20 protein-coding genes are annotated in these 23,129 nt (G+C 68.3%); 7 read left to right on the top strand and 13 right to left on the bottom strand.

Annotated features, from left to right (window positions below; all coding sequences use genetic code 11):
• Positions 1-8 precede the first annotated feature (8 nt).
• The 3 genes from AC1DYG_RS12615 to mtrA all read right to left on the bottom strand — a co-directional run bounded on the left by AC1DYG_RS12615 (position 9) and on the right by mtrA (position 4,239).
• On the bottom strand, positions 9-1,775 hold the full coding sequence (locus AC1DYG_RS12615) for an LpqB family beta-propeller domain-containing protein (protein ID WP_477640208.1): 1,767 nt from the start codon (positions 1,773-1,775) through the stop codon (positions 9-11).
• A complete protein-coding gene (gene mtrB, locus AC1DYG_RS12610; RefSeq protein WP_477640207.1) occupies positions 1,772-3,487 on the bottom strand; it encodes an MtrAB system histidine kinase MtrB in 1,716 nt (571 codons plus the stop codon). Before mtrB ends, AC1DYG_RS12615 begins: the two co-directional genes overlap by 4 nt.
• Before the next feature lie 74 nt (positions 3,488-3,561).
• Positions 3,562-4,239: an MtrAB system response regulator MtrA gene (gene mtrA, locus AC1DYG_RS12605; RefSeq protein WP_477615010.1), complete on the bottom strand. Its 678-nt coding sequence runs from the start codon at positions 4,237-4,239 to the stop codon at positions 3,562-3,564.
• Positions 4,240-4,572: 333 nt separating this feature from the next.
• On the opposite strand from mtrA, the gene AC1DYG_RS12600 reads away from it, so the two are divergent.
• Together AC1DYG_RS12600 and AC1DYG_RS12595 are read left to right on the top strand one after the other, a co-directional pair.
• Complete coding sequence (locus AC1DYG_RS12600) at positions 4,573-5,079, top strand: TadE/TadG family type IV pilus assembly protein (RefSeq protein WP_477640206.1); 507 nt, start codon at positions 4,573-4,575, stop codon at positions 5,077-5,079.
• Positions 5,061-6,275 (top strand): pilus assembly protein TadG-related protein, encoded by a 1,215-nt coding sequence (locus AC1DYG_RS12595; RefSeq protein WP_477640205.1) that lies wholly within the window; start codon positions 5,061-5,063, stop codon positions 6,273-6,275. Before AC1DYG_RS12600 ends, AC1DYG_RS12595 begins: the two co-directional genes overlap by 19 nt.
• A 118-nt stretch (positions 6,276-6,393) precedes the next feature.
• Here the strand turns inward: AC1DYG_RS12595 and ahcY are convergent, their stop codons facing one another.
• Positions 6,394-7,824 carry an adenosylhomocysteinase gene (gene ahcY / locus AC1DYG_RS12590; RefSeq protein ID WP_477640204.1) on the bottom strand — a complete coding sequence of 477 codons (1,431 nt, stop codon included), beginning with the start codon at positions 7,822-7,824 and terminating at the stop codon, positions 6,394-6,396.
• 193 nt (positions 7,825-8,017) lie between these two features.
• On the opposite strand from ahcY, the gene AC1DYG_RS12585 reads away from it, so the two are divergent.
• Together AC1DYG_RS12585 and AC1DYG_RS12580 are read left to right on the top strand one after the other, a co-directional pair.
• The gene (locus AC1DYG_RS12585; RefSeq protein ID WP_477640203.1) at positions 8,018-8,257 is read left to right on the top strand and encodes a hypothetical protein; all 240 of its coding nucleotides are present in this window, start codon (positions 8,018-8,020) and stop codon (positions 8,255-8,257) included.
• Between the two features lie 91 nt (positions 8,258-8,348).
• The gene (locus AC1DYG_RS12580) at positions 8,349-9,644 is read left to right on the top strand and encodes a hypothetical protein (RefSeq protein WP_477640202.1); all 1,296 of its coding nucleotides are present in this window, start codon (positions 8,349-8,351) and stop codon (positions 9,642-9,644) included.
• A 10-nt stretch (positions 9,645-9,654) separates the two neighbouring features.
• Here AC1DYG_RS12580 and AC1DYG_RS12575 read toward each other — a convergent pair whose 3' ends face one another.
• From AC1DYG_RS12575 to AC1DYG_RS12565, 3 genes are read right to left on the bottom strand one after another with little or no spacing between them, the layout of a single operon-like run.
• On the bottom strand, positions 9,655-10,401 hold the full coding sequence (locus AC1DYG_RS12575) for a methyltransferase domain-containing protein (protein WP_477640201.1): 747 nt from the start codon (positions 10,399-10,401) through the stop codon (positions 9,655-9,657).
• A gap of 9 nt (positions 10,402-10,410) precedes the next feature.
• Positions 10,411-11,331, bottom strand: a complete 921-nt coding sequence (locus tag AC1DYG_RS12570) for a glycosyltransferase family 2 protein (RefSeq protein ID WP_477640200.1) — start codon at positions 11,329-11,331, stop codon at positions 10,411-10,413.
• Positions 11,328-11,813, bottom strand: coding sequence for a GtrA family protein (locus AC1DYG_RS12565; protein ID WP_477640199.1), 486 nt, complete (start codon positions 11,811-11,813; stop codon positions 11,328-11,330). The genes AC1DYG_RS12570 and AC1DYG_RS12565 overlap by 4 nt, the downstream gene beginning before the upstream one ends.
• Before the next feature lie 204 nt (positions 11,814-12,017).
• On the opposite strand from AC1DYG_RS12565, the gene AC1DYG_RS12560 reads away from it, so the two are divergent.
• Both AC1DYG_RS12560 and AC1DYG_RS12555 read left to right on the top strand, forming a co-directional pair.
• Positions 12,018-14,345, top strand: coding sequence for a hypothetical protein (locus tag AC1DYG_RS12560; protein WP_477640198.1), 2,328 nt, complete (start codon positions 12,018-12,020; stop codon positions 14,343-14,345).
• Positions 14,346-14,355: 10 nt separating this feature from the next.
• Complete coding sequence (locus tag AC1DYG_RS12555; protein ID WP_477640197.1) at positions 14,356-15,810, top strand: hypothetical protein; 1,455 nt, start codon at positions 14,356-14,358, stop codon at positions 15,808-15,810.
• Here AC1DYG_RS12555 and AC1DYG_RS12550 read toward each other — a convergent pair.
• Together AC1DYG_RS12550 and AC1DYG_RS12545 are read right to left on the bottom strand one after the other, a co-directional pair.
• The gene (locus AC1DYG_RS12550; RefSeq protein WP_477640196.1) at positions 15,736-16,596 is read right to left on the bottom strand and encodes a glycosyltransferase 87 family protein; all 861 of its coding nucleotides are present in this window, start codon (positions 16,594-16,596) and stop codon (positions 15,736-15,738) included. The two genes, AC1DYG_RS12555 and AC1DYG_RS12550, sit on opposite strands and share 75 nt — an antisense overlap.
• Before the next feature lie 163 nt (positions 16,597-16,759).
• Complete coding sequence (locus tag AC1DYG_RS12545; protein ID WP_477640195.1) at positions 16,760-17,824, bottom strand: cation diffusion facilitator family transporter; 1,065 nt, start codon at positions 17,822-17,824, stop codon at positions 16,760-16,762.
• A gap of 39 nt (positions 17,825-17,863) precedes the next feature.
• Here AC1DYG_RS12545 and AC1DYG_RS12540 point away from each other — a divergent pair, with 39 nt between their 5' ends.
• A complete protein-coding gene (locus tag AC1DYG_RS12540) occupies positions 17,864-18,391 on the top strand; it encodes a YbaK/EbsC family protein (RefSeq protein WP_477640194.1) in 528 nt (175 codons plus the stop codon).
• 13 nt (positions 18,392-18,404) lie between these two features.
• On the opposite strand, the gene AC1DYG_RS12535 is transcribed toward AC1DYG_RS12540, so the two are convergent.
• The 4 genes from AC1DYG_RS12535 to AC1DYG_RS12520 all read right to left on the bottom strand — a co-directional run bounded on the left by AC1DYG_RS12535 (position 18,405) and on the right by AC1DYG_RS12520 (position 22,932).
• On the bottom strand, positions 18,405-19,808 hold the full coding sequence (locus AC1DYG_RS12535) for a glycosyltransferase family 39 protein (RefSeq protein WP_477640192.1): 1,404 nt from the start codon (positions 19,806-19,808) through the stop codon (positions 18,405-18,407).
• A 126-nt stretch (positions 19,809-19,934) separates the two neighbouring features.
• Positions 19,935-20,972: an NAD-dependent epimerase/dehydratase family protein gene (locus AC1DYG_RS12530; protein ID WP_477640191.1), complete on the bottom strand. Its 1,038-nt coding sequence runs from the start codon at positions 20,970-20,972 to the stop codon at positions 19,935-19,937.
• Positions 20,969-21,742 (bottom strand): glycosyltransferase family 2 protein, encoded by a 774-nt coding sequence (locus AC1DYG_RS12525; protein ID WP_477640190.1) that lies wholly within the window; start codon positions 21,740-21,742, stop codon positions 20,969-20,971. Before AC1DYG_RS12525 ends, AC1DYG_RS12530 begins: the two co-directional genes overlap by 4 nt.
• Positions 21,739-22,932: a nucleotide sugar dehydrogenase gene (locus tag AC1DYG_RS12520; protein WP_477640189.1), complete on the bottom strand. Its 1,194-nt coding sequence runs from the start codon at positions 22,930-22,932 to the stop codon at positions 21,739-21,741. Before AC1DYG_RS12520 ends, AC1DYG_RS12525 begins: the two co-directional genes overlap by 4 nt.
• Positions 22,933-23,129: the final 197 nt, after the last annotated feature.

Here is a 23,129-nt window from a genome sequence, read left to right as displayed (position 1 = left end):
CAGCAGGACTACCTGGCGGCGACCACCAGGTCGGTTCCCTCGCCGACCCGTTGCCACCTGCTGCCGGCGCGGATGAGCACCTGGTGCTTGTCGGTCGTCACGACGAGTCCACGCTCCCCGTTGACCGTCGTGATCGACTGTGCCCCAGCGATATCCGGCCCCGCGGCTATCGCACCACCCAGGGGGACCAGCCACGGCCGGACCACCTGTGTGGGCGTCAACCTGCCCAGGACCGCCAGGGTGGCGTCGTCCACCCACACCAGGTCGCGGGCCAGCGTCAGCGTCGGCGCCAGTCGGAGCGGCTCAGCCAAGGACGCCGGCAGACCGTTCGGCTGCCGCACGACTCCAGCGACCTCGACGCGGGGGTCCGTGCCGTCCGCCTTGGTAGTGATGACAGCGAGGCGCTGCCCGTCGGGCGAGAGTCGCAGGCTCACCACCGACCGGTCGGCCAGCCAGTCGACGGCCACGACCTGCGGCAGGGCCTTGGAGGCGTCCGCCGGATCGGCCGCGGCATTGATGGCCCAGACCTTCGTCGCGCCGTTGCTGCGACCCGCCACCCACAGCACGTCCTCACGGTCGTAGGTGGGCCGGGTGAGCCGGGTGCCGGGCGAGACGAGCTGCACCTGGGTGTTGCCCCGCCACCGCGCCAGCTGGGCGCGGTCGCCACCGACGGCCGCGACCTCCTGACCGTTGCGGGACATGGCCAGATAGGCCCACCCGGGTTGCACCGCAGGCAGTGTCGCCGCCTCCGGCGGCGGGGTCCGCTCGACGGAGTCGCCGACGTCATCGGGATCCACGGGAACCAAGGCCGACCCCACCCGCAGGAGCGGCTTGACGTCCGGGTCGGACGGAGTGGTGAAGCCCAGCACGGACAGGGAGTCGACGGTGCTCTCGCCGTTGGGCATCTGCAGGTCGGCGCCCTCCAGCCGCAGCGCGACGCGCTCGACGCCCGGCGCCTGGGTCACGGTCGCGAGGAACTGGGCACCAAGGTTCTGACGCTGCCCCGGGTCGTTGCCCAGCCGGGTGGCCGCGAGGTCCACCTTGGCCGTCCCCGACTCGACGGTCACCGCGTCGACGGCCAGCTGCGTCCCGGACGGGATGTCGGTCCGCACCGCTCCCCTGAGGTAGGTCGGCACACCCGCCAGCAGGGACCTGGCCAGCCGGGTCGCGAGCCCGGTGCCGAGGGGCAGCCAGCGGATGTCCGGGACCAGTCGGTGATCTCCCGCCGACACGTAGTAGATGCGGAACGGGTCGTACAACCGGTCGAGGTCGGCTCGGCTCAGCCAGGTGCCGAACTTGTCCGGCATCGTGCTGATCCGCCACTCACCACTGGTGCGGGCGAGCCCGAAGGTGACCTGCACCCGCGAGTTGGGCGGCAGCTCCTCGTAGCGCCCCGACCCGTCGATCCGCGCGATGGCGTTCGCGACGGCCGTGACCGTGTTGTCGGAGGACGGCGTGTAGGTGAGCTCGGAGTCGGAGCCGAAGACGACGACCGAGGAGTCTGGCCGCCAGGAGCCCTGGGGTCCGGACCCGAGGTAGGACCGCGCAGCCTGGTACCCGTCGTCGCTGGCTGCCGCTGCCCTGATGAAGCCCTGCACCACCTGCTGGGGTGAGGACCCCGGCGCGACCGGGTTGACCTCCACCCGCACCTCGTTCTCCTGGACCGAGCCGACCTCGAGCCCGGGCTGGATGGTCGAGCTGGTGGACAGCCCCCCGCACGCGCCCACGGCGAACACCGCAGACACGGCCAGGCTCGCGGCATACCGGCGCCTCATCGGGGACTCCCCGGCGCGGTGGGGGTATGCCGCGTGGTCACCACGTGGGGCGAGGCGCCGCCTTGCGTAGTGAAGCCGGCAGGCTTCACCGCAGCGGCCTGCGGCTCGGGGACGTCAGCCGGCCGCAAGGGCAGCGGAGCCTCGACGATCGGCCGGTCGGCGTGCCGGGGCAGGGTGAGCCGGAAGCAGGACCCCTCCCCTGGTTCGCCCCAGGCCTGGAGCCAGCCGTCGTGCAGCCGGGCGTCCTCCAGCGAGATGGCCAGGCCCAGGCCGGTCCCACCGGTCGTGCGGGCGCGGGCCGGGTCGGCACGCCAGAAACGGTTGAAGACCAGCGCGCCCTCACCGGGGCGCAGGCCGACGCCGTGGTCGCGCACGGTGACGGCAGCCGCCGACTCGTTGACGGCGATGGCGATCTCCACCGGCCGCCCCTCCCCGTGCTCGAGGGCGTTGACGACGAGGTTGCGCAGGATGCGTTCGACGCGACGGGCGTCCACCTCGGCGTCGCACCGCCCGGCCGAGGTCACGGTGATGGCGCTGCCCCAGCGGTCGGCGATGGGCTGGGCCGACTGCACGGCCCGCGAGACCGTCGCCCGCAGGTCGGTGACCTCGGAGTCGAGCGCCGCCGCTCCCGCGTCGAACCGGCTGATCTCGAGCAGGTCCGCCAACAGCTCCTCGAACCGGTCGAGCTCGTTGTGCAGCAGCTCGGCCGAGCGCGAGACCGCCGGGTCGAACGCTCGGCGGGAGTCGTGGATCAGGTCTGCGGCCATCCGGATGGTGGTCAGCGGTGTGCGGAGCTCGTGCGAGACGTCCGAGACGAACCGCTGCTGGACCCGGGACAGGCCCTCCAGCTGGCGGATCTGGGTCTGCAGGCTGTCGGCCATCTCGTTGAACGACTTCGCGAGGCGGGCCAGGTCGTCCTCACCGCGGGCGCGCATGCGTTCGTTGAGCCGTCCCGAGGACAGCCGCTCGGCCACCAGCGCGGCCCGACGGACCGGGCTGACGACCTGTCGGGTCACGACCCAGGCGATCACGCCGACGAGGAAGACCAAGGCCAGGCCCCCGATGAGGAACGTGCGGGTGATGAGGTCGAGGGTCGCCTGTTCGCGTTGCATCGGGAACACGGCATACAGGTCGTAGTTCCCGGCGAGGGGCACCTCGACCTGCGAGCCGACGATGACGGCAGGCACGCGGCCGCCGCCCTGCGGATCGGTGATGCCGATGAGCATCACCTGCTGGCGACGGGGGTCGGCGCGCACGGCCTCACGCAGGGCGACCGGGACCGCGGGAAGCCCCACCCGTCCGCTGGAGAGCGTCTGCACCGACGTGTTCGACGTGTTGGCGAGGCTGCGGGTCAGCACGAGGTAGCGCTCGTTGTCGCCGCCCGGCGAGGCGGCGCTCTGCACTGCCTGGCGCGCCAGCAGGTTGAGGTCGCCCTCACTGCTCGTGCGGTCGCTGTTGTCGAAGCTGCCCTGCACCTCCGTCGTCAGCCGTGAGGACTCGAGCTTGGCCGACTCGATGCGGTCCTGCTCGAGTCCGTCGGAGATGGACGAGAAGAGGTAGGAGCCGAGGAGCACGACGACCGCAAGGCCCAGCAGCATCGTGGAGGTGACGACGCGGAACTGCAGCGACGCCCGCCACAGGTGTGCCAGCCTCCGCGTCCAGCGCACCAGCTGGCGCCGCGAGCGCGCCAGTGCGGTGCGGACCGCGCGCACCCCTTTGACGCGGTGGTCGGAGAACCGCGGTGTCGGCGTCCGACCAGGCCTCGGACGGGCCGACTCGGACATGGCTAGTTCGGGCCGGCCTTGTAGCCGACGCCGCGCACCGTCACGACGATCTCGGGGTGCTCGGGGTCGTGCTCGATCTTGGAGCGCAGCCGCTGCACGTGGACGTTGACCAGCCTCGTGTCGCCGGCGTGGCGGTAGCCCCACACCTGCTCGAGGAGCACCTCGCGGGTGAAGACCTGCCACGGCTTGCGGGCCAGGGCGACGAGGAGGTCGAACTCGAGCGGCGTCAGCGACAGCGCGGTGACGTCCCGCTTGACCGAGTGCCCCGCGACGTCGATGACGAGGTCGCCGATCTCGAGACGCTCGGGCTCCGGCTCGTCGCCGCGACGCAGCCGGGCCCGGATGCGCGCGATGAGCTCCTGCGGCTTGAACGGCTTGACGACGTAGTCGTCGGCGCCGGACTCCAGGCCCACGACCACGTCGACGGTGTCGGTGCGCGCCGTGAGCATGACGATCGGGACCCCGGACTCGGCACGGATCCGGCGGCAGACCTCCATGCCGTCCAGACCGGGCAGCATCACGTCGAGCAGGACCAGGTCGGGCCGGCTGTCTCGGAAGGCCCCCAGGGCGCCGGCCCCGTCGGCCACGTGCGAGACCTCGAGCCCCTCGTTGCGCAGGACGATGCCAAGCATCTCCGCCAGCGCCAGATCGTCATCGACGATGAGCACGCGACCCTTCACCTGCGTCAACCCTCTTCCCAACGGTGAGTAATGAATTCCCTCCCGAATCATCACACACGGGAGCGCAGGTCAGGTGGACCTGGCGACCGGGCCGCCCCGCTGGAGCTGCCCGGGACAGTGTGCCCGCCGGACACGACGAGCCGACTCGCCCTCAGCCGTTCGGTCAGGGTCGACCCGGCCGAATGTCCCGATCCTCGCGGCGCAGACCCTGCCCTCGACCGGCCGGACCACGAATTCAGCCGTTTGGACTATTCAGGAGTCGCGGTCCCCCCTCCAAGATTTGGGAGGCAACACGCCGCGTGGGCGTGTCACGACGCAGGGAGCGCAGTACGCATGGCATTGAGCCGACCCATCCGTGGCAGTCGCCCTGAGGGCGGGGCCGCGGCTGTCGAGTTCGCCCTGGTCATGCCGATCCTGGTCCTGCTCATCAGTGCCATCGTCGGCTTCGGGGTGGTCCTCGCCCAGCAGCTGGCCCTGGGCAACGCCGCCCGGCAGGTCGCCCGCTCGGCCGCGGTCCGGGGCTCCTACTGCGGGACTGGTGGTCCCGCTGGGACCGCGTTGACGTCGACGACGATGCTCACCCGTGACGCGAAGGACAACGCCACCACACTCTTCGTCACCAAGACCAACGTCGCGGTGGACATCAAGGTCTCGGCGACCAGTCCCAGCAGCTGGACCGGGCTCTGCAGCGGCGACACGACGCAGGCCTGCAGCACCAGCGTCGTGGGCGACAACGTCTACGTGCGCCTGCGTTACACCTCGACCCTCTCGCTGCCGTTCTTCCAACCCTCGTTCAACCTCTCCGCGATTGGGGCCTTCCGATGCGAGTTCAACTCCTGAGCCGACTGCGTTCCCGACGTCGCGACGAGGGGGGCGCAGTCGCCGTCACCGTGGCCATCCTCATGCTCGTGCTGGTCGGGATCGGGGCCTTCACGGTCGACTTCGGCGTGTCCTACGTCAGCACCCGCCAGCTGCAGGTCGCATCCGACTCCGCATCGCTCGCCGCGGCGTCCAAGTACGGCGAGCTGAACGGCAGCTGCGCGACCCTGGCTGCGGACGCTTCGGCCCGGGCCTCGGTCCAGACCGCCGTGCAGGCCTACCGCACGCAGAACCGCGCGGACAGCACCGGCTCCATCACGTCGGTCGCCTGCTCCCCGGACAACCTGTCTCTGGACATCACGTACAACTCGGCCGGGTCGACCGCGTCGTTCCTCGGTGGGATCTTCGGACAGACGAGCGATTACAACTCCGCCAAGTCCGCCACCGCTCGCGTCTCGGTCCCCAACGGCGCAATCGGTGTGCGGCCCTATGCGCTGTGCGGGTCCTTCCTCCCGGCAGTGCCGGCCAGCGGCCCCTCGCAGGTCTTCCAGATGCAGCTGCCGTCCGCCGCCAACAGCCTGTGCCCCGGTGCGGCCACGAGCGGCAACTGGTGGTCGATCGACTGCCCCGAGGCGTCCAGCAACAGCTCCAGCTACCTCGGCACCGCCACCCAGAACGGCTGCACCAGCCCCATCAACATCGTGCCCCTCCAGGCGCCCCGCACCGGTTCCGCGCTCCGCACCTACCTCACGAACAGCTGCCCCGCGATCTCGAGCACGTGTCTGGGCGCCAACACCGGAAACCTCGGCAGCACACCGATCCTGCAGGCGTGGACGTCCCTCGTCCAGGAGCGCAAGCACATCCTCCTGCCGGTCTTCTGCGGCACGCCCAACCCGTGCGACACAGCCGCCGTCGTCAACGCGGGGGGCAACAACGCCATCTACCCCGTGCAGTCCCTGGCCGGCGTCATCGTCTGCGGTTACCACTTCGGGACCAACAACGACCAGAACAGTGCCGCGATCCCGATGGACGGCGAATGCGGTGCGCCCTACAACAACAGCAACTTGAGCCCGGCGACGGGGACCAACCAGGACAACTACCTGCTGCTCCGCCTGGTGAACGTCCAGACCTCGGGCGGCAGCGGTGACCCGCAGTGCGCCCTGGGCGACACCACCAACTGTGACCACGGTGGGCGCTTCGTCACGCTCGTCCGCTAGCAAGCCAGACCACGAACAAAAGGTATGCCGCCCGCTCTCGTGAGCGGGCGGCATACCTTTTGTCGTTGCGTTCTGATGTCCCTGCGTGGCGGACCGGGCCGCCGGTGAGGGCGCAGCCTCAGTAGCGGTAGTGCTCCGGCTTGTAGGGGCCGGCCACGTCGACACCGATGTAGGAAGCCTGCTCCTTGGTCAGCTCGGTGAGCTGGACGCCGAGGGCGTCGAGGTGCAGACGGGCGACCTTCTCGTCGAGGTGCTTGGGCAGCACGTAGACCTGCTTGGCGTAGTCGTCGTTCTTGGTGAACAGCTCGATCTGGGCGATCGTCTGGTTGGCGAACGAGTTCGACATGACGAAGCTCGGGTGGCCGGTCGCGTTGCCGAGGTTCATCAGGCGACCCTCGGACAGGACGATGATCGAGTTGCCGCTCTCGAACGTCCACTCGTGGACCTGGGGCTTGATCTCGGTCTTGGTGACGGCGACCTTGGCCAGGCCGGCCATGTCGATCTCGTTGTCGAAGTGACCGATGTTGGACACGATCGCCTTGTTCTTCATCTTCGTCATGTGCTCGGCCGTGATGATGTTGAAGTTGCCGGTGGTCGTGACGAAGATGTCGGCGATGTCCACGACGTCGTCGAGGCGGGCGACCTGGTAGCCCTCCATCGCGGCCTGCAGCGCGCAGATCGGGTCGATCTCGGTCACGATGACGCGGGCGCCCTGGCCGGCCAGCGCCGAGGCGCAGCCCTTGCCCACGTCGCCGAAGCCGGCGACGACGGCGACCTTGCCGCCGATGAGGACGTCGGTGGCGCGGTTGAGGCCGTCGAGGACCGAGTGGCGGCAGCCGTACTTGTTGTCGAACTTGGACTTGGTGACCGAGTCGTTGACGTTGATCGCCGGGAAGAGGAGGTCACCGGTGGCGGCCAGCTCGTAGAGGCGGTGCACACCGGTGGTGGTCTCCTCGGTGACGCCCTTGATCTCCTCGGAGACCTTGGTCCACTTGGTGGGGTCGGCCTTGAGGGTCTTGCGGACGAGCTCCTTGAAGACCCCGACCTCCTCGGAGTCCGACTCGTCGGTGGGGGGCACCTGACCGGCGGTCTCCCACGCGCGGCCGTTGTGCACGAGCATCGTGGCGTCGCCACCGTCGTCGAGGATCATGTTGGCGCCCTGGCCACCGGGCCAGGTCAGGATCTGCTCGGTGCAGTCCCAGTACTCCTCGAGCGTCTCGCCCTTCCAGGCGAACACGGGGACACCCTGCGGGTCCTGCGGGGTGCCCTTGCCGACGACGACCGCGGCGGCGGCCTCGTCCTGGGTCGAGTAGATGTTGCAGGAGGCCCAGCGGACCTCGGCGCCGAGCGCGGTCAGCGTCTCGATGAGCACGGCGGTCTGGACGGTCATGTGCAGCGAGCCGGCGATGCGGGCGCCCTGGAGCGGCTGGGCCGCCCCGAACTCCTCACGCAGGGACATCAGACCGGGCATCTCGTGCTCGGCCAGGCGGATCTGGTGACGGCCGGCCTCGGCGAGGCCCAGGTCGGCAACCTTGTAATCAAAGGACATGGAAAATCGCTTCCGTTGAGTGTGTGGTTTGCGGACCCGGCGCAGCCCATCTGGGCATTCACGATTCGAGCGGGTTATCACCCGCGCCGGCGGTCCCCCACTCTACCGGAGGTATGCCGGTCAGCCCGATTTTCGGAGTGCGCCGGGCGGCCTGCGGCACTAGGAAGGGCGTACCCACCACGAACGGAGCACCATGAGCGAGCCCAGCAGCGGGGTCCCCAGCGAGATCGCCGACGCCGCGGTCGAAGCCCCCCCGAGCGAGGAGCCCACCACCGTCGAGCTGCAGCTCGACGAGGACAAGCTCGAGGCCTGGGATGAGGTCAAGGGCGACTACCAGGTCGACCCCGATGGCGACGACGGCGACAACGACCACGGCGACGACCGCGACAACGGCGACGGCGACGGCGACGGCGACGGCGGCGACGCTGGCTGAGGCTGTTCGCGCCAACCGGCCGCGCCAGCGCTGCCGGGTCGATAGCCTTGCCCTCTAGGACATTTCGGTTCCAAGTGAGGAAAAGCGACGCATGGCGATGAGTCGGCCCCGGCTGCCCGGGCTGTCATCGTCGACCCAGGACGGGGAGGTCGAGGGCCAAGCCCAGCACCGGCCCCACCCGGACGGGGGCCACCCCCTCTCCCATCGCTGGTGGCTGTGGCCGTTGGTCGCCTACGCCCTGATCAGGGTGGCGGATGCCGTCATGATCGCTATCGCCAGCCTGCACGCCGGAGGCGCGATCAATCCCGTCACGGGCACCCCTCTCGCGGAGTCGTACGGCGGTCTCACAGCACCTCCCGGGTACCTCACGACGGCCACGAACTGGGACGGACACTGGTACTGGCAGATCGCGGAGAATGGCTATCCCTCCGAACTGCCCCGGGACGCGTCCGGGAACGTCCGACAGAACGTCTGGGCCTTCTTCCCCCTCTACCCGATGACCGTGCGCCTCCTCATGGCGGTGACCGGCCTCGGCTTCCCGCTGGCGGCCGTGCTGGTCTCGCTCGTCGCCGGCGGTGTGGCGACCGTGCTCGTGTACCGCCTCATCGCACCGGTGACCGACCGACTGGGGGCGCGACTGGCGACCGTGGTCCTCAACACCTTCGTCTGCGCCCCGGTGTTGCAGATCGCCTACACCGAAGCCCTGGCGCTCGCCCTGCTCGTTGCCGCGCTCCTGGCTTTCCAGGCACGCCGAAGCGCGCTGACCGCGGTCCTGGTGCTGATCCTGTCGCTCACTCGAGCGGTGGTGCTGCCCCTCGCGGCGGTTTTCGCGATCTATGCCGTGGTGAGGTGGCGTCGTGGCTCGAGCCGCGCCGAGGTCATCCAGACGGCTGCGTTGGCCATCTGGGCCATGGCGACAACGTTCCTGTGGCCTGCGATCGCGGCTCTGACAACCGGTGAACGCAAGGCATACCTCCTGACCCAGGCGGCCTGGAACCCCGACATCGCCACCCTGCCGGTGCTGCGCTTCATCGACCGCGTGACCCCTGATACCTCAGGCCCGTGGATCGCGGTCGTCCTGGTCGTCGCGACAACCGTCGGGTTGGTGCTTGTGCTGACCGCCGGTCAACGGCACCAGCTGCTCAAGCTCTGGGCCGGCACCTACACGTTGTACCTGCTGGCAGCCGTCGACTGGAACACCACGTCCATCCGCTACTTCCTGCTGGCGATCCCCGGGGTCTGGGCGCTGACCGACCCGGACATCACCATGCCGAGGCGCCGTCGGATCTGGATCGTCGGTGCGGTGGGACTGCTCGGCCTGGCGACCCAGTGGTGGTGGATCAGGTACAGCCTCACCATTTCCCCTGAGTTCTACCAACTGCCGTAGAGATCGCGAGTCAGCGGGTGGAGCCCTCGCCGGCAAGGCTCAACAGCAGGTTCCAGTAGCGGTAGGTGAGGTCCTGGAACCTGTCCTCGCTCGCGCGCGTGCGAGCGAGCGCCGCCAGCGGCAGGCGTGCTGCACGATGTGCAAGCGGCATGAGCTGAGCCAGCTTCGCCACCTCGGTCTCATCGGGGAGGGAGGCCTCGGGCGCTTCAGCTGCACTACCGCTGCGGACACCGGCGAAGTACAGGTCGAAGTGCGTCGGGACGAACCAGAACTTCCAGCTGGTGAACATCGTGGCGAGGTCGATCTCGCGTTCGAAGTCCGCTGCGACGAGGTTGCGGTAGTAGTTGTCCCCGACCGCCTGGGTGCCTGGTGACAGCTGCGAGTCCGTGCGGATCGTGCCGTGCTCGGGGCGACCCCGCGAGGCACAGCTGAACGCCACCAAGCCGCCCGGGCGCGTCAGTCGCGCCATGTTCGTGAAGGTCGCTGCCCAGTTCTGGTCGTGTTCGAAACACTCGCCCGAGATGCTGAGGTCGAAGGCCCCATCGGCTCCGTCGTACTCGTGGCCGTAGCCGACGCGGTCGACACCCGGACCGTCCACCAGGTCGATTCCGAGGTACCGCGAGTGGTCGGCGAAGATGCTGCGGATGGTGCCGTTGACGTCGTAGGAGCCGACCTCGAGCACCGACCCCCCTCTGATCAGGGGCTGGTTGGCCTGCGCGACCGCGCGGAAGAACCCGACCTGCTCTGGATGGCTCACGTCAGCGAACTATTCCAGACCAGCCGGCGTACCTGCGGGAAGGATCCGAGACGGGGACAGGGACGGGGAACCCGCGGGCATCGCCAGCTTGCGCGACAATGCCTTGTAGGCGAAGCGGCGCGCGTAGGACAGCACCCTCGCGCGCGCCCGACCTTCCAGGCGATCGGCCCACGTCAGGACTCCCGGGGCCGCAGCCGCCAGCAGCTGGTGGAACCGCACGACCTGGCGGTACTGCTGACCCGCGAGTTCGACGCTCCACTGGGCATCGCTGAGGCGGAACGACGCAAGGGAGTCGGAGAGTCCCACAAAGGTGCCGTGCAGCAGCATCTTGCTGTAGGTGTGCTGGTCGATCACGTAGGGAATGCTGCCGTCCCAGCCCCCCACCTTCGACAACGTCGCGCGGCACAGGAGAACGCACGCTGGCTCGCCGAACGGGTTTGTTCCCGACTTCACGGCAGTCTTCACGGCGACCGCGCCGTCGAAGGAACCGATGAGGCCAGCCAGCCCCCACCCCCGGATCAGCGGGTCGCCGGCCGCCGTGACGACACTGCGCCGCGACGCGACCATGACCGAACCCGGGCTGCGCTCGAGGGCCGCCACCTGGGACTCGATGCAGTCACTCGTGAGGAGGTCGTCACCGCACACGAGCTTGAGGTACTTGCCGGTGGCGCCATCGCTGGCGCTCGCCCAGTTGTCTGCGACGCGCCCGGACCTGGCGATCTGGAGCAGTCGAACCCGGGGGTCGAGGGCGAAGGGCTGCAGCAGCGCCCACGTGTCGTCGGTGCTCCCGTGGTCACTCACGATGACCTCGAGGTGCTGATACGTCTGGTTCAGGATGCTGGTCATCGTCTCGCGGATGAAGGAGCCGTTGTTGTAGCTGGGCACCACGACCGAGACGAGTGGCTGGGTGGAAATCGGGGTTCCCCTCATGACAGCGCCGAGGGCCGGCGGAAGGAGAATCGGCTGTGTCCGAGCCAACTCACGAGGACGTTGAGACAGGTGATGGCGGCTTGCGCCACCAGTACCGGCACGCCGCCCAGCTCCACCAGCGAGGGCAGGAGCACGGCATTGAGGCCCAGCGCCGTGAGGTAGACGGACTCGAACCGCCAGAGATCGGCAAGGAGGCGCCCCGAGACCTGGAAGACGAAGGATCGATGGGTCGCGAACGCGAACAGCACACTCGTGACGTGCGTGAGCGCCAGCGTCCACATGTAGCCCCAGTGGGTACCGACCGTGTGCTGGTAGGCGACGAAGCAGGCAAAGCCGAATGCCGTGTTCAGTCCTCCGGCGAGCACGAACCGGATCCTCTTGTCCCCGAGCACCCTGCGCAGGAACGACCTTGCGGCGGACTCCGGACGGGCGGGCGCCGATCGCGGGGCCGTCACGGCACCCACCAGGCTCGTCCCTGCCACGTCCCCTCCTTGGGTGGTTGTCACCGCCCCCGCTGACAGCAGGCGCCGATTCTCCAAGGAGACTGCCGCAGGTGCGGTGCGCAAACATCAGCCGTTCGGTGCGAGATCGGGTAGACGTTTGTAGGCAGATGCGATCTCGTACGTTTGGTTCATCCTCGGCGTGCTCACGGACCGACCCACCGGTCGCCCGTCATACTCCTGCCAGTGACCAACACCCTGACGACGGAGACGCCACACCTCGCTGCGCGCGTCGATGTCGCGGTGCGCGCGTGGCCGCGGCGCGCGTGGGCGGGGCGAGCGGGACGCGCAGGGCGCGCTGCAGCCGGGCCCGTGGTCACTGCGCTGGCCGCGCTGGCCGCCGCCATCCAGGCGTTGCGACTGTGGGACTGGAGGCCCGGGCTTCCACTGTCACTGTCGGGGGACGCGCCGCCCGTGCTCGTCCAGGTGCGCGAGTTCATGGGCGGCAGCTGGTTCGGGGTGGATTCCGCCCTGGGGGCTCCCTTCGGCTTCAACAGTGCGTGGTTTCCCACTGGAAACGCCGTACACCTGCCCCTCATCCGCCTCCTGGCGCTGTTCTCCGACTCCCCCGCCACTGTTGCCACCGTCTTCTTCGTTCTCCAGTTCCCCCTTGCCGCTCTCAGTGCGTACTGGCTGGCGCGGCAGCTGGGAGTCAGCCGGCCGATGTCGGCGTGTGTCGGCGTGCTGTTCGCCGTGATGCCGGGCCACCAGCTCTGGTTCGGGCACCTGTGGCTGGCCGGCTACTGGACGGTGCCGCTTGCCCTGTGGCTGGTGCTGCGTGTCGGCCGAGGCGAGGCCCTGCGGCCGACGCGTGAGGCGCTCCTGTCCACCGGTCGACGCCGACGACTGGCCTTCGCCACGGCCGCGCGCACCGGCGCCGTCCTGCTGGCGGTCGGGCTGTCGGACGTCTACTACGTGGTCTTCAGCCTGATCCTCCTCGCCGTGGCGCTGCTGGTGCGCCTGGGGACCCGCACGCGCCCGCTGCACCTGCTGCCCGGCATCGGGGTCGCGGCGGTCACAGCGACGCTGTGCGTGGCATCGCTCCTCGTCGCGTCGCGCGGCAGGACTGCTGACGCGGTTTCAGGCGCCCTCCCCGCACACCGCGTCATCGGTGAGTCGGAGACCTATGCCGGCAAGCTGATCGAGCTGGTGCTGCCGTGGTACCAGCACCGGGCGGGGCCGCTGCAGTTCCTCAGCTGGGCCTACTCCGTTGCCGCAGCTCCTCCCAGTGTCGAGCGACCTGCCCTCGGCGTGGTGGCTCTGGCTGGTGTGGCTGGCTTGGTCTGGGCCACCCTGGCGGCCTTGGCAACGCGCAGACCCGCGGGGGTCATCTCGGGCTGGCTCTCCATCGCCCTCCTCGCCTGCCTCGCCTTCTACACGCGCGCCGGCCTCGGCTCGATGGTGGCCCTGTTCATCACACCGCAGATCCGGACCTGGTCGCGGCTCGTCGTCTTCATCGAGCTCATCGGCCTGCTCGCGGTGGGACTCTGGCTGACCTCGCGCCCTCGCCTTCGCCGTCGCCGGTTCGCGTGGCCGGTCGCCGTGGCCATCGCCGTCCTGGGAGTGCTCGACCAGACCAATCCGGCGGCCGCGCCGGACTACCGCGCCCTGAAGGCGGAGCAGTCGGAGCTGGCTGCCTTCGGCACCAGCCTGCACGACGCAGTGGGCAACTGCACGGTGTTCCAGCTGCCGGTGGTGGCCTTCCCCGAGGAGCCACCACCCGGCCGGATGGACGACTACGACCACCTCCTACCGGGCCTTGCTGGACCGACCGGCCTGACGTGGAGCTACGGCGCCATCCGCGGCACGACGCGGGCCGACTGGCAGCTCGCCCTGCCGGTCGCCGACACCGCGAAGCTCCTCGACAACCTGACGGCCGCCGGCTTCTGCGCCGTCGAGGTCAATCGCGCCGGGTACGCCGCCGGCACGGACCCCACCCAGGAGATCAGCAGGCTCCTCGGCCCGGTCGCGGCGCAGACCACGGACGGCAACCTCACGGCATACAGCCTGGAACCGCTGCGGGCGTCGTTCCGCGCCCTGTCAGCCGAGCAACAGGCCACTGAGCGAAACGACGTCCTGCAACCCTCGCTGGTCACGGTCCCCGCCTCGCTCGTCACGATCGACGATGAGGGCACCCCGGGCCAGTGGACCGGCCCGACCACGATGCTGCAGGTCGCCAACATGGGCGATGCCCCGCGCCGGCTGCGCATCAGCTTCGGCATCGAGGCTCTGGATGGGCGCCCGGGCACTGTCACCGTGAGCGGTCCCGGGGTCTCGGCGTCGACCATCACGATGACCACCGGGGTCACCCCAGTCGTCCTCGAGATCGCGGCCCAACCCGGGCTGACGGACGTGAACCTCGTCAGCACCGTTGCAGTCACCCGCATCCCCGGTGGGACCGGTGGCTTCGCGGCCCTGAGGATCGAGGACGTCCGGGCCACCGACGCCGCTGGTGCGGCAAACGCCTCCACGGGTCAACGTTTCGCGGCCGACTCGCCGCCGTCCGGACGCTAGGGTCACCGCAGTGGGGACGCCACAGGTGACCGACGAGGAGCAGCAGTCGGCCCGCCCTGCAGAGGCGGAGGCAGAACACCAACCCGGGCTCATCCGATGGGGGCCGGTGGTGGGCTTCGGACTGCTCCTGCTGGCCCTGACCAGACCGGCCGGCAAGGGAATCTCGGACCCGGACACCCTGTGGCACGTCCTGGCGGGCGACCACCTCCGGGCCACCTGGCAGTTCGCCGGGCCAGACCCCCTCTCCCACTTCACCACCGAGCCATGGGTCCTCACCCAGTGGCTTCCCGAGCTGGGGCTCTCCCTCGCCAACGCGGTCGGCGGGCTCCCGGCCGTCGTGCTCCTGACGGAGCTGGGTCGGCTCGCCGTCTGCGTCGCCGTCTACGTCAGCTGTCGTCGCGAGAGCGGGCCACTGGGGGCGACGCTGATCAGTGCGATCACCGTCCTGGGGACCGCCGCGAGCCTCAGCCCTCGCCCGCAGCTCGTGGGGTTCGCCCTGCTGGCCGTCACCACCAGCGCGTGGCTCTCCACCGTGCGCGACCTGCGCGTCCGGTGGTGGCTCATCCCCCTGACCTGGGTCTGGGCGAGCAGCCATGGCACCTGGGTCGTCGGCATCATGCTCGGCGTCGCCACCACCGTCGGCCTGCTCGCGGACCGGAGGGTGGACCTCAGGGCGGGCTTCAAGCTGCTCGCCGTGTCCCTGCTGTCCGCCGCGGCAGCACTGGTGACACCGGTGGGGCCGCGACTGCTCGAGACCTTCGGGACCGTGCGCGCGGTCAGCCCCTACATCCAGGAGTGGCGCAGACCTGAGCTGAGCGATCCTTCCACCATGGCACTGGCGGGTCTGGTGCTGGTCGTCGTCAGCATCTGGGTCGTCCGGCGCGACCTTCCCACCTGGAGCACCGCCTCGATACTGCTGGTCGGTCTTGCCTGGGGGTGCACCTACTCCCGGAGCGTGGCCCTCGGGGCCATCATCGTCGCGCCACTGGCTGCCCAGGCTCTCGACCGCGTGCTCGGGAGACCCCGGCCCCGCCTGGGCCGCGAGCCGCAGCTGGTGGCAGGTCTGCTCGCCCTGAGCATCGTCGTCAGCGCCCTGGCGGCATGGTCAGGTCCACGGGAACCTGTCGGCGTCCCGACCGGCCTGACGGCCGCGCTGCGGTCCCTGCCGCCCCACTCGGTGGTCTACAACGACGACTCGCTCGGCGGGTGGCTCATGTGGTCGTTCCCGGATCTCGAGCACACCGTGGACACGAGGGCGGAGCTCTACGGAGCGGCCCACGCGCGGTCCTATCTCAGCGGCATGGAAGCGAGGAACGGCTGGCAGGAGTCGTTCAGCAGCCAGCGTCCAGCGGCCGCGCTGATCCGCGAGACTGCTCCCCTGGCAGCTGCGCTACAGCGCGACCTTCACTGGGTCCCCGTCGCTCGAGACCAGGGCTTCGTCCTGCTCCGACCCGTCACGGGCTGACTGCGCACGCTGCCACTCCAGCAGCCGTGGCACCGCAGCAAGCAAGGCCAACGGGCCATACCCGCCGAGCACCGGGCAAGCCAGGATCATGGCCGGCGCGAGCAGCCACGCCTGGCTGCGCCGAGCAGCCCAGACGATCACGAGCACGGCGACCACGAGTCTCAGGGCGGCGAAGCCTCCCCGCGACGTCGTCGAGTTGTCGATGATGAAACGGCCCCAGGCCACCCACGCGCCGGGCGCAATCAGCACCGACACCGCCGCAACTGCCAGGGTCACCGTCGCAGCCTTGACGACGCCACGCCACTCCCCACGAACGACGAGCCAGAGCCCCACGACGCCCGGAGCGATCTTGGTCAGGATCGGGAGCGCCAGCGCACCTGGCGCCCGGCCGATCGCGAGGGCAAGCGCACCAGCGAAGAAGATGTAGACGTTGCCCAACAGCACCTCGGTGACGAGGAACGGCGCCAAGGTCAGCGCGCGGCGTGTCCCGAGCGGGCGCAGGAGCCACCACAGCGTGGCGACCTGGGCACCTGCCCAAAGCACCTGGAAGACGTGCCATGGCAGCCGACCCACCGGCCACAGGGCCTGCGCGAAGGCCGGCGAGTAGAGATAGGCGTCCCAGTGCGCCGGCGGTCGGGTGTACCACGTCTCCGGCCAGCGAGCAGCCGCCCAGTACGCGTGCGAGTCGGCACCGACCATCCCGTGCGAGATGTGCACGACCACCTGCATGACGAGGAAGAGGACCGCGCCGGGTATCAAGGCGACCCAGAGGGCCTGTCTGAACATCTCCAGACGGCTGGGGCGAGGCATGACGGTGGGTTCCCTTCGGGCGGCGACAGCAATCCAGCATGAACCGCGGCACACGCGCAGGCATCGTCCGTTTGGCCATGGTTTGCGACCACGCCGACGCGGGCCGACGCCCTCAACGCCGCCCCACGTTCGTCAGTCGTCAGTCGTGCTGGGGCGATCCCGGTGCCGAGGCGTCGGTCGTCGGCAGCGGGTCGTCGGCCGCGTCGGTGAGGGTGGCTTCGCTGTGCTGCCACACGGGGCGCTCGCCCGTGCCGACGTCGATGTCCGGCTCGAGGTACATCAGCAGCGTGAGGTCGGGAGCCGCCTCGCGGGCCCTGACCTCAGCCGCGTTGATCGCGTCGGCGATGTCCTGCGCCGTCGTGCCTGCGGGGACCGCCACCTTCGCGGCGACGACGACCTCCTCCGGGCCCACGTGCAGGGTGCGCTGGTGGATGACCCGGTCGATGCCGTCGACGGACTCGATGGCGGCGACGATCCGTCCGATGTGCTCCGGCGACGCCGACTCGCCGAGCAGCAGTGACTTCATCTCGATGGCGAGGAAGATCGCGACCGCCACGAGGAGCAGACCGATCAGGCCGGTGCCGATGACGTCGAAGAGAGGGTTCTTGGTGAGCAGCATGAGCCCCACCCCGAGGAAGGCGAAGACGAGGCCGAACAACGCGGCGAGGTCCTCCAACAGGATGACGGGCAGCTCGGGAGCCTTGGCCCCGCGGACGAACTCGAGCCACTTGCGGCGACCGCGGACCTTGTTGGACTCCAGGATCGCGGTGCGGAACGAGAACGACTCGAGGACGATCGCGACGGCCAGCACGACCACCGGGACCCACCACCACTGGGCGCTGCCACCGTGCTCGTCGCTGAACGGGTCGAAGTCGTGCAGGTCGTGGGTCTCGTGCCACTTGTGGTACGCCTCGTACAGGGCGAACAGGCCACCGATGCTGAACAGGACGATCGAGACGATGAACGCGTAGACGTAGCGTTCGCGGCCGAACCCGAAGGGGTGCTCGGGCGTCGCCGCCCGCTTGGCCCTGCGGCCTCCGGTGAGCAGCAGCAGCTGGTTGCCGGAGTCGGCCAGCGAGTGGATCGCCTCGGCCAGCATCGAGCTGAAGCCGGTCAGGAAGAACGCGATGAACTTCGTGATCGCGATCCCGAGGTTGGCCAGCAGTGCGGCCACGACGGCTCTGGTCCCACCCTCAGTCGACATGGCCGACAGCGTATCGGTGTGGGCGCTACCGTCAGCGACATGGGCACCGCCGAAGGAAACCTGAACTGGGAGCCGGCCACGCGGCATACCGAGCTGTTGGCGGCGCCGGTGGCGCAGGCGATCGCCACCACACCGTCGGCGAGGGTCGCGCCGATCGATGCCGAGCTCGCCGACACGGCGGCGTTCTGCGAGGCCTACGAGGTGGCGATGGAGAGCTCGGCCAACTGCGTGGTCGTCGCCGGCAAGCGCGGTGGCGAGGTGCGGTATGCCGCGGTGCTGGTGCTGGCCTCGATGCGCGCCGACATCAACGGCGCGGTGCGCCGGCACCTGGACGTGCGCAAGATCAGCTTCGCTCCGATGGACCGGGCGGTCGAGCTGACCCTGATGGAGTACGGCGGTATCACGCCGATCGGGCTCCCGGCGGACTGGCCGGTCCTCGTCGACGAGGCAGTCGTCGCGGCGGGCCTGGTCGTGATCGGTAGCGGCATCCGCGCGAGCAAGCTCCTCGTCCCAGCCGTAGAGCTGGCCGACCTGACCACGGCCACCGTGTTTCGGCTCGCCCACTAGGCCGCGGATTGGGTCAACTTGCTCGCGCGATCGTGTAGAAGTGTGGATCGTCTGTGGGGGTTGAGTGCCACCCGCGAGGGAGGTAGTCGTCAGGATTCAGGGAGAGCGAGCAACGAACGAGAACGCGGTACCTGCTTAGGGAGTCGGCAGGAGGTAGGGATGCGCTTTCGGCGCCGCGAACCATGAATCCCTGACGGTCCGCCGCGTAGAGAAGTGTTGGATCCCAGTCGCAACCAATAACCAGGACTTCTTCCAAAGGCGACGTTCGTCTCGCCAAGTCCGCAGCTAAGACCGGCGGTGCTTTGTCGTACATGAATTGTGATGTCTCGGAGGAGCCGAGGGGAAGTACGGCTGCGGTGACCACAAGGAGTCCGGCGAGCGCTGCCACGACTCCCGCCTCTGGGCGCCCGGCGGGTTGCAGCCGTGCGGCCATGGTCACTATGCCGAGTGCGCACAAGATCACGAAAGCTGGAAAGACGGCGATCCAATAGTAAGAGTGCACTGCATAGAGGTTGAAGAGCACGAGGGGTGCGCTGATGAATCCCACCGCCAGCGCCAAGCGGTGCCACAAGTTGCCCGCACCCCACAACGCGCCGGCGCCCGCGATGGCCACCGAGATCCCGACTGGGCTGCCGACTTCCAAGAGGGCGTGATGGCTGAGCGCTAGATAGGATTCGATGGACAGCCGCTCGGACAGAGTCCCGAAGTTCCAGTCGCGTAAGGCTTCGCTGGTGATGAATCGTGTCGCCGGATCGGTCGCCTTCACCGAGTCCGCGTAGTGGGTCCAGAGGACGGCGGCCGCAAATCCACTCACGGGTCCGGCGCCAAGCCCAACAGCCGCCCGCTGGAGCAGGATTCGGGTTCTTGGCAAGGCAAGTGCGGCGACGCCGGCCGCGATGCTCCATGGGATCAGGGTGGTTACCTTGACAAGTCCTGTCAGGCAGGAGAAGGCACAAACTAGCGCTAACGCGTGGCGACCGCCCCGTCGGAAGTAGTTGTCAAGTGACAGCACCATGGCCATCGCCATGGCGACGGAGCCAAAGTCGATCAATGCGGCGGCACCCCACTCCAGACCAAACGGCAACAGCTCCATGACGAATGCGCTGACGTGGGCAGTGGTGACTCCGAACCAGCGTCGCGCCAACGCCCAGGTCAACGCAACGGAGATTTGGAACGTCACAAGACCGATCATCCGCGCAGCCATCTCAGGACTCGTCCCCAAGTGCGTCAGGAGGGCGGCGAGAGTCTGCAATAGCGGGAACTCGAACGGGACGTTTGCGTGTGAGCCGAAGATAGGTAGTGGCGTTCTCAGAAGGTCGATGCCATGGCGGCTGTACTCGCGAACGGCGAAGCTGGTCTGGGTCTGCCTGAAGGCATGATCCCCGTACAGGCCATGAGACAGTTGCGGAAGGCGCATGACACTGCCTGCGGTTATCAGAAGGAGGAGTGCATGCCACTCCCGTCGGCGTGTTAGCCGAGACGTCGGCTGAGGCCGTTTTGCACTAATTGTGTTTGCACCCATTGAGGCGAAACGTCCAGCGACTCACAGGGTGCCCTCCTCGATCGCCTTGCGGACCCAGGGGATCACCACGTCGAGCATGTCATCAAGGCGGGTTTCGGCCCGGAAGCCCAGTACCTCCGATGCCTTGGACACGCTCGGCACTCGCCTCTGCACGTCATGCTCGTAGGGGTCGTCGTGCACCAGGCGCAGGGGGTGGTGGTCCCCGTGGATCTTGCGCCAGATGAGGGCCGCGAGGTCACGCACCGTCGTCGACTCATCGGTGGAAAGGTTGAAGTCTTCGTTCCTGGCAGCAGGATTCGCCATGGCTTCGACGATTCCCGTCGCCAAATCCCCTGCGTACGTGTAGTGCCGGATTTGATCTCCGTCTCCGAGTACGTGCAGGGGATCCTGTCCCTTGAGGACTTTCTGAACCAGATCCGGCACGACGTGACTCATGGCGAGGCTGACATTCCCACTGAGGATCTCGACGTCGCCGAGCGCGCGCTGCTCACCGGTCCCGACACAGTTGAAGGGACGAACGATGGTGTAGGGCAGCGAGTGCTGGCTCCACGCAGCACGGGCGTAGTACTCCACGGCAAGCTTCTGGAAGCCATAGGAAGAGTGCGGCGGCGGTACCCGCAGTTCATCCCCTTCGACCGACGGCCATGAGTCCGTCGATTCGTAGACCATCGATGAACTGAGGTAAGTGACCTTTCTCAGGCGGCCAGCCCGCATGGCCTCGATCGCAGCGTCGCAGGTCGATGCCATGATCCGCTCGTTCGTGGCCAGCAGGTCGTACGCGTAGGTGTGGAAGTACGAGATTCCACCGATCATCGCGGCGCCCGCAATCAGGTGGTCGCAGTCGGCGGCCAGCGTCGTCATGAGCTCGACATCGCGGGCGTCCCCCTCGACGAAGCGGTAGCGCTCATGGCCGTCGTAGGCCCTACGCACCGGACCGTACTTGGAGAAGTTGTCCAGGCCAGTCACGTGGTAGCCACGGCCGAGGAGTTCCTCCACCACGTAGCCGCCGATGAAGCCGGCAGATCCGGTGACGAGAACACGTTGCTGAGCGGGACTCACGCGGGTGGCCTTTCCTGTAGGTCGTCCATCCGGACGATGTCCGCAGATCGACCGCGGACTTCTTGTGTCGTGAGCTGGGGACCGAATGCGAAGGCGTACCAGTGCAGGTACTTGGGCACCCAGACCGCCAGCTGGAACTTGGAGTGACCGGCCCCTCGCTCCAACCAGATCGTGGGGAGTTCCGCAACGGGCAGGCGAAGACGGCGAGCCTTGGCCGTCAGCTCGATCCCGATCTCGAAGCCACTGCGGCTGTCGATTCCCACGCGCCGGACGAAGTCCGCCGAGTACGCCTTGAAGCTGTTGGTGGCATCCCTCGTCCCCACTCGACCAAGGAGCGACAGGGACACGCCTGCGGTCCGGGACAACAGAGTCTTGAACAGTGGACCGCCGATCTGTTGCCCTCCGGCGCAGTACCGCGAGGCGGCCGCAATCACCACGCCGCGGTCGACGAGCCGCGCGAGATCGTCGATTTGTCGTGGGTCATCACTGCCATCGGCCATCGTGACCACCACCACCGGCATCGTTGCCTGGTCGAAGCCGAACCGGATGGCCTCGGCCGGACCGCGACCGTAGGAGCTCACCAGTGGCCTCAGACGAGAGTCTCCCCGCTCGTACTCACGCAGGACAGGGAGCGTGGAATCGTCGGCCGTGTCCACGACCACGAGCACCTCGCACTCGATGGTGACCTCGCGGAAGATCCGATCAAGGACGGCAACCACATTCTCGTGCTCCTCATGTGCCGGGATGACGACGGAGACGCCGAGCGTCACGGCACCACGCCGTTCGGGGTCAGGTTCCAGATGTCGACGACGGGCTTATCCGTGCAGAGGTCGCGGTACGAGTCGTGAGGAGCACCGATGACGAGCAGGTCTGCCCGATCCAGAACCTCGGCAAGAGGTCGAATCTCCGCGTCGGTCGTCACATACGGGTCTGTCGTCATCACCTCGTGAGCCAGGAAGCCGAGCGATCGCTTCAGGGCATAGCTGAGGCTCGAGCGCGTGTCGTCGCTCTCGCCCTTGAACGCCATTCCGAGGATGCCGACCCTCATCGAGTGAAGCGGGTAGGACCTGGCCATGCGACCAACCACGTACTTCGGCAGCCCTTCATTCACCAGCATTGCCGAATGCCCGAGCCCGAAAGAGCTTTCGGCGAATGCAGCAAGCTGCATGGTGTCCTTGAAGAGGCACGGGCCAGCCGCGAACCCGGCGCCAGGGAGGTCTGCAGCCCGGGGGTAGTCGAGCATCAGCGCCGAACGGACGGTCTCGTAGTCCACGCCGTGGTCGGTGGCCATCATGAAGAACTGGTTGGCGGCCGCGAACTTGATGTACCGCCACGAGTTGGTGAAGAGCTTCGCGAGCTCTGCCTCTTCGGGTTGCAGCTCGACGACCGTGTTGGTGAGCTTCCCGAACAGGGACGCGGCGCGCTGCCTGGCCTGGGCCGAGCGTGCGCCCACCAACTGCGGCAATTCGAAGAGCTCTTGCATCGCCCTTCCTTCGGCGATTCGCTCAGGGCAGAAGGCCACATCAAGTTGCATGTCACTGAGCAACGCCTCGACCTTCGCCGTCACCCCTGGATACACCGTGCTTCGAAGGACGATGAGTTGACCGTCACGCAGGAACGGCTTGAGCGATCGCAACGCTCCAGGCACAGCACTCGGGTCCGGGCTCAAGTGGGAATCCACCGGCGTCCCGACGACGATCACCACGGTCTCGGCTGAAGAGACGACAGTGGGATCGGTGCTGACCTGCAGGGTCCTGTTGGCGAGCGCCTCCACCAGCATGTCGTCAGCGCCGTCCTCCTTGAAGGGCAGTTCCCCGGAACTGATCCTGGCGACGGCGGCGGCGTCAATGTCAAAGATCGTCACGCGAAGCCCCGTGGATGCGAACGCGATGGCCAGCGGGAGACCGACGTGTCCAGCGCCTCCGACGACGACGACGTCAGACTCGAAGCGTTGGAACATAACGGACCTTCCTCTCATTCCATCGGGGCATCACGCAAGAATGCCCACGCAAGGCCGAGGGAGGGGTCACGCTGGCCGGTTCAGCACGTTTGTCACGAGGATCTCAGCCGTTCGTACGACATGACCAGCACTCCGCAACCGAACACCGCCAGCTGGTTCGTGCCCGCTCGCACCGGCCGCTGCAGTGGCGGTCGCTG

This window comes from Pedococcus sp. P1_H8 (assembly GCF_056405175.1).
The sequence above is the reverse complement of the archived record's forward strand: the minus strand, read 5'-3'. Positions and strand labels throughout refer to the sequence as shown.